This window comes from Enterococcus sp. GPZ-007 (assembly GCF_059374735.1).
The window spans coordinates 21,133-35,033 of sequence record NZ_JCAFYN010000041.1; the positions used below are offsets into that span (position 1 = coordinate 21,133).

Sequence of the window (13,901 nt, forward strand, 5' to 3'; positions counted from 1 at the left end):
GATGTATTTATTTTTCCTTCAGAAAAATAAGTCTGATTTTCAAGGCGCATATCATTCCTCTAAACTCCTCTAGATGTTTTTATACTTAGGATATGAATGATCGTGCGCCACTATTGCAGACTGTGAAAAGAGGAACTGACACCCTTACTGAATATTGTTTTCCTGATCGTCCTTATCAGGTGTTCTCCCAACATCTCGTTCAAAGATTCGCAGCCATTTTTGCAGCCAAGTGATCTTCAGCCCGAATTCATGAGCATTTTCCAGAATCGAACCGATCTCGTAAACAATCAATAAAGCAGTCCAGATTAATGCCACGTTGATTGGTAACGTGATCCCAACCGTTGGTGCTATTTTATCCAACGCCGCAGCGCAAATGATGGTGGAGAAGGTGATGAATTTCGTAAATAGGCCATAGAGATTGATGGAAGAAACCCATGAATGACTCTTCAAGGCTTTGATATATCCAGTGAGAAGGTCTAAGCCAGTCATGGTTAAAAAGATACCCATGATCGGTAGGCTTCCACCAAATAGATAAGTGGCAAACGTTCCTCCTGACGCAATTGCTAAAAATTTCATGTACATACCTCACTTTCTAAAATAGTTAGTAAACACCTGCGATATTACTCGCAGGTGTCAGTAAAATGTTGCTCCCTACGCAGTATGAACTTGTCAATGATCGGATCTAATCGCGAAAAAGGCTTATTCCCGCGGAATTTCTATGGGTCCTTCTTTGTTTCTCTTCCTTCTCCTGTATATCCAGCGAAGTAGAACATTACCTTCTTTAGTACTTTGGTCAGATAGTTCTAAATCAGTTCCTGAATCAAAAACTGGCTTCTGGTCGTACTGCTCAATGTGAGCTCCCTTCGGCTGTGGAAGCGACTCTTTTTCCACTGTGATAGCTGCTTTTGTCTTTTCCGCTGGGTCAATCGTTGTTAATTGTTTAAAGTAGTGCCCATGTGGCGTCGTTATTGAATCAAGAGGTGAAGTTTCTGGTAAACCGACCTTCTTTTTCTGCTCACTTGTCGATGGTTCATCAGCCACTTCAAAACAACGGACTTCTTCACAGCTCGGCTCTTCGTCTGTTTCTTCAACCGATGTCTGGTAATAGGTGATGCCTTTTGTCTCATGATCTGGATCGAATATCAGGGTTTCCTTGTAGGTCAAGACCTTTGCGGTCACTACAGAGTCAAATAGTTTTACGCCGTTTTCTGTACAAATGTCTAGTTTCGTTAGTAGTTCGCAAGCTTCTTTTATCTTTGGTACCGGCAGGTCAGGATCGAGCCCCTTATAGGTCCAGTCGTGGGTGTTGCCATCGCCTTTTCCAAAGGTCACAATTAAATCCTCGGTCATCGCTATGTGTCCTTTCTTTATTTTTTTCTGCGTAGGTAAATAGAGTTATCAAGGTTCATTGGTTTCTTCAGGACGGGCAAATGAAAAGAAGGAACGGACTTTTGACACGACTTTCTCGCCGAAGTTTCTCTGTGGGAAGACTCTTGAACTCAGACTTTTCCACTCCGGTGCCATAAAGTAATCTTCAAAATAATGGAAAAAACGTTTCATGGAGCGTGTCGCTTTGGTATTTGTAAACAATTCACGGACAAGATCCTTTAGAAAATGACTAAATTCTGCCGCTCCCAGCTGATTGCGCACTTTTATTGCTAGGATATATTGGATCGTGATACTGCTGTTTTGTGTTTCATCGTAAAAATTGGTGATTCGTTGCTCGAGTGTTTTTGGTTTTAGATAGAATAGCTGCCGGAACGACAGAGGTTGTACATACATCGGTTCTCATCCTTTCGTTCTTTAGTAGAGAAGGGCGGTCACGCGTTACCGCCGCTCCTCAGTGACTTTTCTAAAAAATAATTCGTTCAATCGTTTCGACGTACTTGGCGGTTTCCACAGTGTGGAAGAGCTCAGCGCCGTCTTTATAGCAAAGCTTCACTCCCGTCATACGTTGCAGCAGCCCTTTGATCTCGGTGTCTGTTTTGGCGGTGTTTGGATCGTTGAAGCTCCAGGTTTGGCTTTTACCAAAGCTGTTTTTGAAAGTTGCGACAATTTTTAGCATAGACATGTGTGCTTCTCCTTTCTTTCTTCCTATTTGGTATACCGTGATTGGCTAGTTAGCACCACACCATACAGCTCGCTGCCTTCGACAGATAGCTCTTTCATAATCTCTCCTAGTTCAAGGACTTTTTCTTCGGTTGGTTCATCGATCACATTTGGGAAAGTGATTTTCTTCAGCTTGTCACCACCTGAGTCGATCTCTACTTGTAGTTTGTTGCCAATTTTTTGAATCATCGTTGTTGCCTCCTGTTTGATTTTTTGTTCCGGCCGGTGACTACACGATAAAGGAATTTGAAAAAGAGTGCGAATCGCAAAATAACCACTTCACCCCCCAATTTAATCATTTTAGAAGCTGCAATCCGCATTGCTTCGTTTGAAACAAGCGAAATTAGGGGGTGAATGTGCAATTTTGGGATTTGACAGGAGTGACTATTCACAGTAAGATAAAAGGTTACTCGAAATGGTTGAAATCGAATGTTTGCAATTACTTTTATAGAGGATGACTCCAACTAAAGGTGAAGGAGAGACCACTTGGGTCAGGAAGCCTTCATTTATTTAGCCACTGTAAAAATACAAAAGCGCTATTCACTTTGTCATGGAAGTGAATAGCGCTTTTTATACTAGATCCAGCGAATATTGTGAATGTCGTAAGGATCGTATATCAATGATTCACAATGCTGGAGCGAATAAGTAATCTGATAGAGCCGATTAATCTCACCAATTGATGTTCGGAAAGTTTTTAGGTAAATCCGTTTGCTTAACGTTTTTGCAAACGAGGTATTTGGGAAAAACAAGAAATCTAATGGCACTTCTCCTTGAATGACATAATGAAAGATCCCTCGTCGAATAGTCGCTAAAGCTAAGCATGCAATTTCTGCACGTTTCATGAAGGGTTGCTTTTGAATAGGGAGAATCAGATGAAGCCCATTTGTCATTTGCGCATAATGGGTCTCTTCATGAATAAAAACCTTTGAAATTTTAAGGGGATTGATCCAGATTGTATGGTCCGTGCCTTCCAAAGGAAAAAGGGTGAAATAAGGACAAACCCAGGGCATTTTATATTTACCAAAATGCCCCAGTTGTTTTAAGCAACTCGCTAAGACATGATAATCTGAAAAAGAATGGAATGAGGTAAGGTCCTGCAACATTTTTAACGCATTGCTATCACTAAAAAAGATATCCTCTTCTGTGAAAATTAAGATGCCCTTTTCTTCAGGAGTTGATAGGATGCACAGTATTTCGTGATTACCAGAGGGATCGAAAAGAGTGGCTTCTGATAAAAGTGTCTCCCACAACGGTGACCAAAGTTTGTCGTCTAGATACTCAAAATTATCCATAAGAATCCTCCTCAAAAAAATAAATAATTTTTCTTTCATTAAAAATATAACTCAAGGAGAAAACAAAGGTAAATATAAGTTTTTTGAATTTATTTAAAAAGAACATAAAAATGAAAAAATAGTGTATTTAAGAAATGGATAAGATGCATAGTGGATCAATAAAAAGATGGAATTTTTTGACAGGAATATTACATGTGGTGTTTATAAAGGAGAAGCATATTTATAATAAATATAAAAAATGATAAGATGTTTAATTAGAAGAGTTTTAATTTTAGATATAGTAAACATTATTTTTATTGCTTGGTCTTACAAAAAACTAGAAAAAAGCAAAAAAATAAAGAACCATTTATGTGACTTATTAATCTTTTGCAAATTATTTTGTAATGCTATTATAAAATACCCATTATTAATAAGCAATACAAATTATAAAAAAACACTATTTTTTAAATCAATAGAAAGTAACTAAATTAATCATCATTTAATTTTAGTTTATTCTTCATAGAGTATTAAGAATAAGCAAAAATATGAACCGTCTGATAAGCCGTCAAACTAGGAGGAATGTAACTATGCGAAAAGGTGAAAATATATACTTACGAAAAGATGGTCGTTGGGAGGGAAGATATCCTAAAGGTAGAAAATTAAATGGCAGACTAAAATATGGATATATTTATGGAAAGAGTTATACAGAGGTTCGACAAAAGCTGTATCCTTTAAAAATTCAATATCAATCATTGCAACAGATAAAGGGAATTTCTGCAGATACGTTTGAAGAATGGACGATTGAATGGCTCAATGAAACCCAAAAGGAAGTAAAGCCTTCTACATTTGCCAGTTACTATTATAAGATCACAAAATATATTTTACCTGTACTGAAGGATACTCCGTTAAACGAAATAACTATAGATGATGGAAGACATCTATTTCAAACTCTTCAAAAAAAGCTTTCTCAATCAACCATTCAAGTTATTTTTCGGATTCTCAATAAATGTCTAAATTATGCGAAAAAAAGTGGAAAGGTAGTCTCTAATCCAATTTCTGAGTTGCAGCTACCTAAATCAAAACGCAGAAAGGTCAGAGCTTTGACTGTTTCGGAGCAAAGACGGATGATGCAAGCCGCTGCTCAAGAAAAAAATGGGCGAGGGATTCCAACTCTGTTTTCTCTACATTCAGGTATGCGAATTGGCGAGATAGCTGCCCTAAAATGGTCAGATATTGATTTTGAATCAGGTTTGATTCATGTACAACACACCTACCAACGAGTAGGAACGATCGAAATGAAGCAAAAAACACAGTTGATATTTGCAGATTCAAAAACAGAGTCATCTGTAAGAGTAATCCCATTAAGCCCTACATTGAAGGTTTTGTTAAAGGAGCACCAGAAGCAATCGAAAGGTAGCTTTGTTTTCTCTACAAACGGTCAACCATCTGAGCCACGTTTACTTACGTACCATTTTCATAAAATTCGAGAAAGAGCAGGGTTACCAGGTATCCATTTCCATCAGCTTCGCCATACATTTGCAACACGGTGTTTGGAAGTGGAAAAAGATATCTCATCAGTCAGTGCACTTTTGGGTCATGCTTCGACACAAATGACGTTGGATACTTACGTGGATGCTATGTTGGATCAACGTTTTTCTGTTGTATATAAAATGGACGATTATATTGGTGCTAGAACAATGTAATCCTTTTCAAAAATCAAACGATCAGTTTTTGGTATACTCTTTTTTTAAAACGCAAGTAAGCGCTTTCTTTAGATAGAATAGTTGAAAAATGAGGTTAAACTATTCGTAAACTTGATTCGATCTTAAAAAAAAGAATTTGTTATGTTAAAAAATAGTTATAACCCGTCAATCATCGTCAACAAAGCACTAAGAACCTTTTCAAATAAGGGTTCTTAGTGCTTTTCTAGTTTTTTGTAAGACCAAGATTATTTCACCTCAATTTGTTAATGAAGAATCACTTTTTCTTGAGGTTAATATGACGGGAATTATTACTATCAGGAATATAGTTTATAACTAACAAACAAATAGTTTAAAATAGCTGGCTGAAAAATTTCGATAGCCATCATAAAAAAATAACGGAGGTCTACATGAACATCGAGCGTTATAAACCTAAGGTAAATTCGTTTCATTACGATACAAAAGAAGATTACGAGGAGTATGATAACTCCTTTAAAATTCATATTACCCCTTTAAGGATAGCGTATCCTGCCGATCAGGACAATAGTTGTACACTTGGGATTCGCCTAGATTTCACAATGATTTTTGAAGAATTTGTCATATCCGGCAGTTTGGGGCAGGTTAATCTTTTTAAAGATCGCCGAATTGAATCTCAGGAGGATCTGACACAGGAAGAGCTGGATGAGTTAATGAAGCCGCTCTTCCTTTTAGTAAAACGAATGACCTACGAAGTAAGTGAAATCGCGTTAGATGAGCCGGGAGTTACGATTCAATTCGATCAGGTAAATCAACAGGCAATAGAAAATATCAATGGAGAAGAAGGGTGAGTGTGATTTGGTGAAGAAGCATTATTATCAAAAGCAGGTAAAAACAATCTATCGTTCCAAAAGGAATCAACCACAACTTGTGAAGTCAGGAGTAAAAGGTGCGACCACCTTGATTGGGTCAGCCTCTATCCTATTAAATAGTGCACCAGTAGTATTTGGTGCAGAAGAAGTTGGCGCGAGTGAAGGAACAGAACCAGTTATTGAACAACTACAAACAGCAAGTGAAGGAACAGAACAAGCGCTGACAGAAAACACTACAGTGCCAGAAGAACCGACAAATCCAGTAAACCCAGTGGAACCAGAAGAACCGACAAATCCAGTGAACCCAGTAGAGCCAGAAGAACCGACTGATCCAGTAAAACCGGTTGAGCCAGAAGAACCGACAAATCCAGTGAAACCAGTAGAGCCAGAAGAACCGACAAATCCAGTGAAACCAGTAGAGCCAGAGAAACCGACTGATCCGGTGGAGCCAGTCAAGCCAACAAAACCAACCAAGCCAACGACTCCGACGAAACCGAAAACGCCTGAAACACCAACGGATTCGAGTGCGAATAATGCAACCACGACTCCGTCAACAGACACTCCAATATCTGTTCAAACAAGCGCAGCACCTGTTGAGCAGCCAATTGTCAGTCAGGTAGAAACACAACCAATTGCTGAACTAGTTCCTTCAACAACAGAGGCAAGTGATGGTGCACTTCATTTTGAAAAGGATGAATCGGTAGAAAGCTTTATTAAGAAAATCGGGGAGCCTGCTCGAAAGATTGGGCAGAAGGAAGATTTGTATGCTTCTGTGATGATCGCGCAAGCCATTTTAGAATCAGCGAGCGGAACAAGCCAGCTGGCGCAGGCGCCAAACTATAACTTGTTTGGAATCAAAGGCAGTCATAATGGAAAGAGCGCGACCTTTAATACACAGGAAGATCTAGGCAATGGCAATATGACGACCATTCAAGCTGAGTTTAGAGCCTACGAGAATTACGAAGAAAGCTTTGAAGATTATGCCAAATTGATGAAAGAAGGTCTATCAGGTAATAGCGAGTTTTACAGCGGTACTTGGAAATCAAATACAGAAACCTATGAAGATGCAACGAAATTCTTGACCGGAAAATATGCGACAGATACTTCCTACAATCAAAAATTAAATGGATTGATCGAGACTTACAACTTAACAGAATATGACAAAGAAAAAGCTGAAGCAGAAATCAGTGCACAAGGCTATGCTGTTCCAGTTGAAAACTATACGATTTCCAGTCCCTTTGGTGCAAGGGGGAGTGAGTTCCACCGTGGCTTAGATATGGCGGCCGCACAGGGAGAACCCATCTACGCCAGCAAAGCTGGAACAGTCAATGTCGCCGAATACCACTATTCTTGGGGAAATTATGTAGTGGTCGAACATGAAGAAGGGATGACTACACTCTACGCACATCAAGCACAATATGTGGTGAAAGCGGGCGATCAAGTGGAACAAGGTCAAATTATCGGTTACGTAGGAAGTACAGGGAACAGTACCGGACCTCATTTACATTTTGAAGTTTGTCGTGACGCTTCATTGAGTCAATCCCAACTGATTGATCCATCATCGGTTCTGTTTTAGAGGTTCTGAATGAAGTTTAACGAAGAAGCTATTAAAAACACGACTTTCCCAAGTGGTGCAATGGGATACAAGAAGAAAGACGTTGATGATTTTCTAACCTATGTCGCCAAAGATTACGGTTCCTACCAACGACAATTGGAAAAAAGCAGGCAAGAAACAGCTGCAGTCGAAAAAGAGAAAGAAGACTTGATAAAAAAGCTTGAAGAACAAAAAACTGCAGAAAAGACAGCGCTTGAAAAGATCAAACAGGAAAATCAAGCATTGAAGCAGCAAATCGTCGCGATTCAGACCGAAAGTGTCTCGAATAATCTGAATGAAGATACTGCCTTGTCATTGGCACAAAAGGTCGCATTACGAATCGAAAGGCAAGCAAAAGAAGAAGCCCAGGAAATTTTGAGTAGTGCGGATCAGTACTATCAAGAACAATCAAGAAAGCTGGAACAAAAACGCAAAGAAATCGGTTCAGAAGTGGTGACGAGCTTATCTGAATTGATTGGCAGTGAGCGGATGATCGTGGCGTCAATTGATACGGTTAAACAAGAGTATGTCCGATTGATGAATGTGATTCGAGAGAATTATGATGCCCTGACGGAAGAGACAACAAAAGAGTAGAGGAGGGAGAAAGATGCACTTTAATCCAAAGGATATCCGCGGATTGACGTTTCGTCGTCGGTTATTCGGCTATCGTGCGGGAGATGTCAAAGATTTCATGAGGCACGTTGTGGAAGATTATGAAGCCTATCAAGTCAAAGAGAGTGAGATCGTTGTTTATCAGCATGAGATAGAAGAACTGCAAGAAAAGATCAAGAAACACCATGCGAATGAGCAACAGCTTAATAGACGAATTGATCAGCTGAAAACAGAGAATCAACGATTGAAGGAGTTTGAAACAGAGCTCCAAGAGCTAGAGAAGATGAAAGAACTGGCTCAAAAGACAGCAGATACTGTGCAGGCAGAGGCGAAGCTCCTATTGGAGGAAGCCAAACAGCAAAAAGACAAGCTGATCCAAGAAGCAGAGGCTGCCAAGATGAATCACTTGCTCAATTTGCAGATTGAGCTAGGCGAGCTACTCAACGAACAGGATCACCTCAATACCCAGATCGCCAACAAGAAGATGGAGTACCTCGAACTAGAGCTCCAATACGAAGATTTACTCGTCACCAAGGAACGTGTAGCAAAAGAAGCACAGGTATTGAAGTCCGAATTCTTAGCTCTACGTAGTAAGCTGATCCAGAAATATGCCGAGGGTCTTGATGAATTCATCGAAGAAAACCAATTATTGAATCAGCCAACGATTGAAGAGTCGTCGAAAGTCATGAAATTAACGTCTAAAAGGATTGGCTAGGAGGGGAAAAATGGATTTTGAATTTTTAAATAAAGTTTTCGATATCCTAGCTGAGCTTAAAATACGCCGCTATGTCTTCCCTTTGATGGTGATTATAACGACACTTAGCTATTTAAAAGTACGGCATGAACGTAAGAAGATTACCCGTGAAGAAGAAGATGCCATGATTGAAGCTACCTATGAAAAAGACGAGAACGGCCTTTATCCATGGGAGACGGATACGAACGATCATCCTGATCGTGTAGGGAAGAACAGTACACCATTACAGAAAAATTGGGGACCGAAAAGAGGTCAATGGTGAGAATTTTTGAAAGCAGAACAAGCATGTAAAAAGGGGAGTCTATGTGAAGGAAGTCAGCATTGCAAGAATAGTCAAACAACTGAAACAAGTGCCAATCGAAACGAAGCAAACGCATATATTTCTTTCCGTTTCTAACGGAAAAGAACGGGCAAAAGTCAAAAATGTTCGCGGAGAAACCCTAGAGCATAGTCTAGAGTGGCTAAAGGAAGAATTGTTAAAAACGGATGCGCCACACATTCGAGTGGATGCCGTTACACATATCGAGGAATACAGTTATGCCGAGTTGAACCATCGATTATCGTTGGTTCCGCGCAATAACTACTTTCGGACAGGGATCGCCTTTGATCGGAAGTTTCGGACGGCTTTTCTCGGGGAAGAGATCATGGGCAGCGCCTTGATTCGACCATCGAAGAACCATAGAGTCGGCTTTAACAATCCAGAATTATCGCTCAATATGCCGAATCTGGAAAAATACATCCAGCGAAAATATCATTCACCATTGCGAGAAAAGTTGAAGCAGAAAACCTTCTACTTGTTTACTACGCAAGGGTTTTATTTTGAAGCAGATGAATGGATCAAGCTATCCACGAAGCCGGATCAAGAAGGAATCCGCGGAACGAACTATGGACTGTTGCCGAAGCAGATCGATCATGCGATCGAACAGGGGGAAGATTTCTTATTCAGACAAATCAAGGATTCCGGTCAGTTCATCTATGGCTATTATCCGACCTATGATTATTCCTTGACTGGCTACAATTCTGTTCGACATTTCTCCAGTGTCTATGCGTTATTAGAAGCACAGGAATATCTTGGGAAGAAGGAAGAGCTGAAACGCTCGGAACAAGCCCTTGACTGGGGAGTGAAAAATCTTTTATTAGAAAAAGACGGCGCGCAGTATGTCCAAGAACAAGCGCGTTCCGGCATCTCCATAAAGTTAGGTGCGCAAGCCTTAGCGATCCTCGCGATGGCGAAGTTCCAGACAATCACAGGGAATACCAAGTATGAAGAGATCATCAATCAGTTGATTCAAGGGATCGATGATCGTTTCGTCAATGAAGCAGGTGAGACCACCCATATCTTGAATGACCAGCTGGAAACGAAGAAGAAGTTCAACATCATCTACTACGATGGGGAAGCAGTCTTCAGTATTCTTCGCGGCTATGCCATCACTAAGAACGAACGGCATCTCCAATTAGCAAAAAAATTGTTTGACCGTTTCGTTGAAAAAAAATACGAACGTTACCACGATCATTGGTTGAGCTATGCCACCAATGAGATTCTCCTATACCTCAATGATAAGAAGTATTACGAGTTCGGATTGAAGAACGCGTTTGAAAATCTGAACTTCATTGAGTTTCGCGACACTGCCTACCCAACCTTGTTGGAGCTATTGATGGCAGCGATTAAAATGACCGATAAGGTCCAAGAAACCAGCTATTTTAAACAAGGCGAGTTTACTCAATTTGTTTCCAAAATAGACTTTTGGCGTTTGCGACAGGTCGCCGCCAAACGTGCTGAAATCGAGATTGAAAAGGGGGTTATGTTTCCTGAAATGGCAATGTTTATGAAGTGTCCAGAAAAAATCATGAATGGGTTCTACACCCGTCATGACAAATTCCGGATGCGCATTGATGATCAAGAGCATTTTCTTAGCGGCTTGATTAATTTTTTTGACTATTTTTACAAATAGATCAATAAAAACACTCATATTCATGGCAACAAGAAACTTTTTTATAAAGAAAGAAGGGGTTATTACACATGAGCAATGACAAAAGAACCATCTATCGGAAAGAACCGATAAAGAAGTACAAAATGCACAAAGTGAAAAAACATTGGGTCGTTAAAGGCGGTGTCGCCGGCGCAATGATCGTCGGATCCGTCGGTGCACCAATGGTTCAGACCTTATCTTATGCGGCAGAAACGCAGTCAGTCAAGTCTGGAGAGGAAGAACAAGATCAGGTTTCGGATTCTACACAAGATTCAACATTGGCAACCGTTGAATCAACGACAGAAACAGTCGAAGAAGAGATAACGGTATCAACGGAAGAAGAAAAAACAGAAGATGGAACCAGTACTTCAGAATCAGAAGAAAAGCAATCTCGAGTGGTAGATAATGGTGATGGTACTAAGACATTTACTGCGAACGAAGATGCTGAATTTACAGTAACCAATATTCAACGAGTTAATTATGACGGAACAGTACCAGCACCTTCAGATCTTTCCGTAAATATGTTCACAAATGGTATCTCTTTTTCTTGGGAAATTGATAACTCAGATAACAACATAAATGTTGGTGATAAAATCATTATTCCAATTAAGGGTAATAAGCAAAATTATGAATCCACTGCGTCAGACCCTACATTCTTCAGTGTAGGTGGTGAAATCCCAGGTGTGGGAACACTTAGATACATTTCTGACTCTGTGGGTTTTGAGCTAACAATTACAGACAATATTCTTGAAAAGAAGAAAGGTGATAGTCTCTTCAATGGTGGATGGAGATTTTTCCCTAGAGAATATAATTCTGACGTTAATGGATACGCTTGTTTACCAATAGAAATAAGCTTTGCTGGAGAAGTGATTGAAACTATTACCTCTACGGCTGTCGATGGTCCGCAAGAAATCGGAACAAAAGCAGTAGGATCCTATAATTTTTCAACAGCGGGCTCAATAAGCCCAGGCCATCAATATACTAATTCACAAAAACTTGCAACTGCAATCAAAGGTGAAAATCTACCACATGAAGATAGTAGTGTAGTACAAATTTCAAAAACTACTTTGGAGTCAGATTCAGCTGTCACTGGCTACACTGGGGATAGTCAACAAGATAAAACTTCAGGTAATTATATTTATGTTGATGTTCCTTCTCCAGATGGTTCAGGAACACTATTTACAGATGCACTTGCTCTGCAAGGGATATCATTAAAGTATATAAATGTTCCTGCAGATGCAACAAATTCAGAGATTACACAACTCTTGAGAGCGGGTGGAGTAAACACATACACGTCAATAAAAAATTCAGATGGAACTTACACGTATGCCACAAACATTGCCACCAAATATAATGGAATGCTTCTGACAAATACAGAAGAATACAAAAATAGTGGAGCTCAAAGTCCCGTTGAGTTTCTTGAGAATAGATTTGGTGTTGAATATACAGAACCAGATTTAGTTAATAGAATTAATGAAGCTTTTAGTACTCAAACTTTGAAATTCCATTCAGCATTTACAATTGAGTTTGCTGACTCAACAGCATCACATATTGGAAGTGTTGAATATAGTGATTCATTAGGCGGATCAGAAAATTACACTATTACTAGTTCTCCCAATATAATTTCCGTTGAAGGGCAAAGTTTGATTAAAGTTAATTATGTTGATAATAATGGAAATGCTATTAAGTCTGTCACCAATATAGCCGGATGGCCTGATGCGACAACGACTATTACAGAAGAAGAACTAGCTATCACGGGATATAGCTTAGATAAATCAAAATTACCTGCAGGAGCTAATTCTGAAACTGGGGAAATGAATGTTACTTTTCCTGCAGAAGGTGAAACAAAAGAGGTAACCTATGTTTACACTGCAAATGAATCTAGCGTAAGCGTGAAATACATGTTAGACACAAATGGAGATGGCATTGGAGATGAACCTATCAACGCTGGTGCTGATGACACAGCGTTGACTGGTAAATTCGGACAATTATATATTACACAAGTGAAGGACTATCGTGAAAAGAATTATGTTTTGTCACAACGCCCGTCAAATGCTGTAGGACGTTATGCGGAACCGACACCAGATGTTGTGTATGTCTATCAAGAAGTAGGCAGCTTGATTATTGATACCACTGCTTATGATGGAAATATTAGTGGTTCAACAACTAAATATGAAATCAATGATGATTATACAAGTCTTAAAGACTTAGTCGTGCCAATACCTCCTGAAGGATACCATTATATAGATGGAAATGGAACTACTTTGACTCCCGGTCGTGCGATTCAACCTACGACAAAAAATGGAAATACAACGTGGAGATTAACAGAGAATGATGCGGGAATTATCTATCATTACGTTGATCACGAAGGGAATAAGATTGCAGATGACATTACCGTAGGATCAAAAGTAGGTAGTGCGATTTCTGAAAATATCAATGTTGTAAGTGGCTGGCTTTATGTCAGAAAACATGCAAGTTCTGATTCCGATATGATTGTAGATGAAAGTGGTACATCGGAAATTACCTACGTGTACCGTCAAATGGGTAGCATAGTTACTGATAGTGATGATCCTGAATTTCCAGGAGGAGAAACTATCATATATCCGAATGATCCAAATGATCCAAGTAGCATGTTAGATCAAAGCCATCCGGATTTTCCAACGATTGCCTATGTTCCAGGATATACACCTACAGATAAAGAGGGTAATGAGTTGGAATGGGTTGACCCAGACGACGAAACAAAAGGATATAAGATCCCAGATATTGATGATCCTGGTGATAATCTCGAAATTAAGTATGTAGAAAATGACGACAGCGATAGCGACTCAGACTCAGATAGCGATAGCGATTCGGACTCAGACAGCGACAGCGATTCAGATAGCGACAGCGATTCAGACTCAGACAGCGATAGCGACTCAGACTCAGATAGCGATAGCGATTCGGACTCAGACAGCGACAGCGATTCAGATAGCGACAGCGATTCAGACTCAGACAGCGATAGCGACTCGGACTCAGACAGCGACAGCGATTCAGATTCAGACAG

The 13,901-nt window shown here is 39.8% G+C and carries 14 protein-coding genes; 8 read left to right on the top strand and 6 right to left on the bottom strand.

All coding sequences use genetic code 11. The annotated features are described in order from the left end of the window. Window positions 1-144 precede the first annotated feature (144 nt). The 6 genes from AC4J95_RS16910 to AC4J95_RS16935 all read right to left on the bottom strand — a co-directional run bounded on the left by AC4J95_RS16910 (window position 145) and on the right by AC4J95_RS16935 (window position 3,401). Complete coding sequence (locus AC4J95_RS16910; protein WP_494550868.1) at window positions 145-576, bottom strand: phage holin family protein; 432 nt, start codon at window positions 574-576, stop codon at window positions 145-147. A gap of 123 nt (window positions 577-699) precedes the next feature. Further along, window positions 700-1,350 carry a DUF2922 family protein gene (locus AC4J95_RS16915; protein WP_494550869.1) on the bottom strand — a complete coding sequence of 217 codons (651 nt, stop codon included), beginning with the start codon at window positions 1,348-1,350 and terminating at the stop codon, window positions 700-702. A gap of 48 nt (window positions 1,351-1,398) precedes the next feature. Further along, window positions 1,399-1,782 carry a hypothetical protein gene (locus AC4J95_RS16920; protein WP_494550870.1) on the bottom strand — a complete coding sequence of 128 codons (384 nt, stop codon included), beginning with the start codon at window positions 1,780-1,782 and terminating at the stop codon, window positions 1,399-1,401. Window positions 1,783-1,852: 70 nt separating this feature from the next. Continuing rightward, window positions 1,853-2,065: a DUF2922 family protein gene (locus AC4J95_RS16925; RefSeq protein ID WP_494550883.1), complete on the bottom strand. Its 213-nt coding sequence runs from the start codon at window positions 2,063-2,065 to the stop codon at window positions 1,853-1,855. Window positions 2,066-2,094: 29 nt separating this feature from the next. Continuing rightward, window positions 2,095-2,298: a DUF1659 domain-containing protein gene (locus tag AC4J95_RS16930; RefSeq protein WP_494550871.1), complete on the bottom strand. Its 204-nt coding sequence runs from the start codon at window positions 2,296-2,298 to the stop codon at window positions 2,095-2,097. A 386-nt stretch (window positions 2,299-2,684) separates the two neighbouring features. Further along, on the bottom strand, window positions 2,685-3,401 hold the full coding sequence (locus AC4J95_RS16935; RefSeq protein ID WP_494550872.1) for a hypothetical protein: 717 nt from the start codon (window positions 3,399-3,401) through the stop codon (window positions 2,685-2,687). A gap of 566 nt (window positions 3,402-3,967) precedes the next feature. On the opposite strand from AC4J95_RS16935, the gene AC4J95_RS16940 reads away from it, so the two are divergent. From AC4J95_RS16940 to AC4J95_RS16975, 8 genes are all read left to right on the top strand, one after another. Then, window positions 3,968-5,083 (top strand): tyrosine-type recombinase/integrase, encoded by a 1,116-nt coding sequence (locus AC4J95_RS16940; RefSeq protein ID WP_494550873.1) that lies wholly within the window; start codon window positions 3,968-3,970, stop codon window positions 5,081-5,083. A gap of 407 nt (window positions 5,084-5,490) precedes the next feature. Next, the gene (locus AC4J95_RS16945) at window positions 5,491-5,907 is read left to right on the top strand and encodes a DUF1149 family protein (protein WP_494550874.1); all 417 of its coding nucleotides are present in this window, start codon (window positions 5,491-5,493) and stop codon (window positions 5,905-5,907) included. Then, a complete protein-coding gene (locus tag AC4J95_RS16950; protein WP_494550875.1) occupies window positions 5,891-7,504 on the top strand; it encodes a glucosaminidase domain-containing protein in 1,614 nt (537 codons plus the stop codon). Before AC4J95_RS16945 ends, AC4J95_RS16950 begins: the two co-directional genes overlap by 17 nt. 9 nt (window positions 7,505-7,513) lie before the next feature. Then, the gene (locus AC4J95_RS16955; RefSeq protein WP_494550876.1) at window positions 7,514-8,116 is read left to right on the top strand and encodes a DivIVA domain-containing protein; all 603 of its coding nucleotides are present in this window, start codon (window positions 7,514-7,516) and stop codon (window positions 8,114-8,116) included. A gap of 13 nt (window positions 8,117-8,129) precedes the next feature. Next, a complete protein-coding gene (locus tag AC4J95_RS16960; protein ID WP_494550877.1) occupies window positions 8,130-8,849 on the top strand; it encodes a DivIVA domain-containing protein in 720 nt (239 codons plus the stop codon). A 10-nt stretch (window positions 8,850-8,859) separates the two neighbouring features. Beyond that, window positions 8,860-9,150, top strand: coding sequence for a hypothetical protein (locus AC4J95_RS16965; RefSeq protein WP_494550878.1), 291 nt, complete (start codon window positions 8,860-8,862; stop codon window positions 9,148-9,150). A 43-nt stretch (window positions 9,151-9,193) separates the two neighbouring features. Beyond that, window positions 9,194-10,840 (top strand): hypothetical protein, encoded by a 1,647-nt coding sequence (locus AC4J95_RS16970; RefSeq protein ID WP_494550879.1) that lies wholly within the window; start codon window positions 9,194-9,196, stop codon window positions 10,838-10,840. A gap of 68 nt (window positions 10,841-10,908) precedes the next feature. After that, window positions 10,909-13,901: MucBP domain-containing protein (locus AC4J95_RS16975; protein ID WP_494550880.1), on the top strand; the 2,993-nt coding region annotated here is incomplete at its 3' end.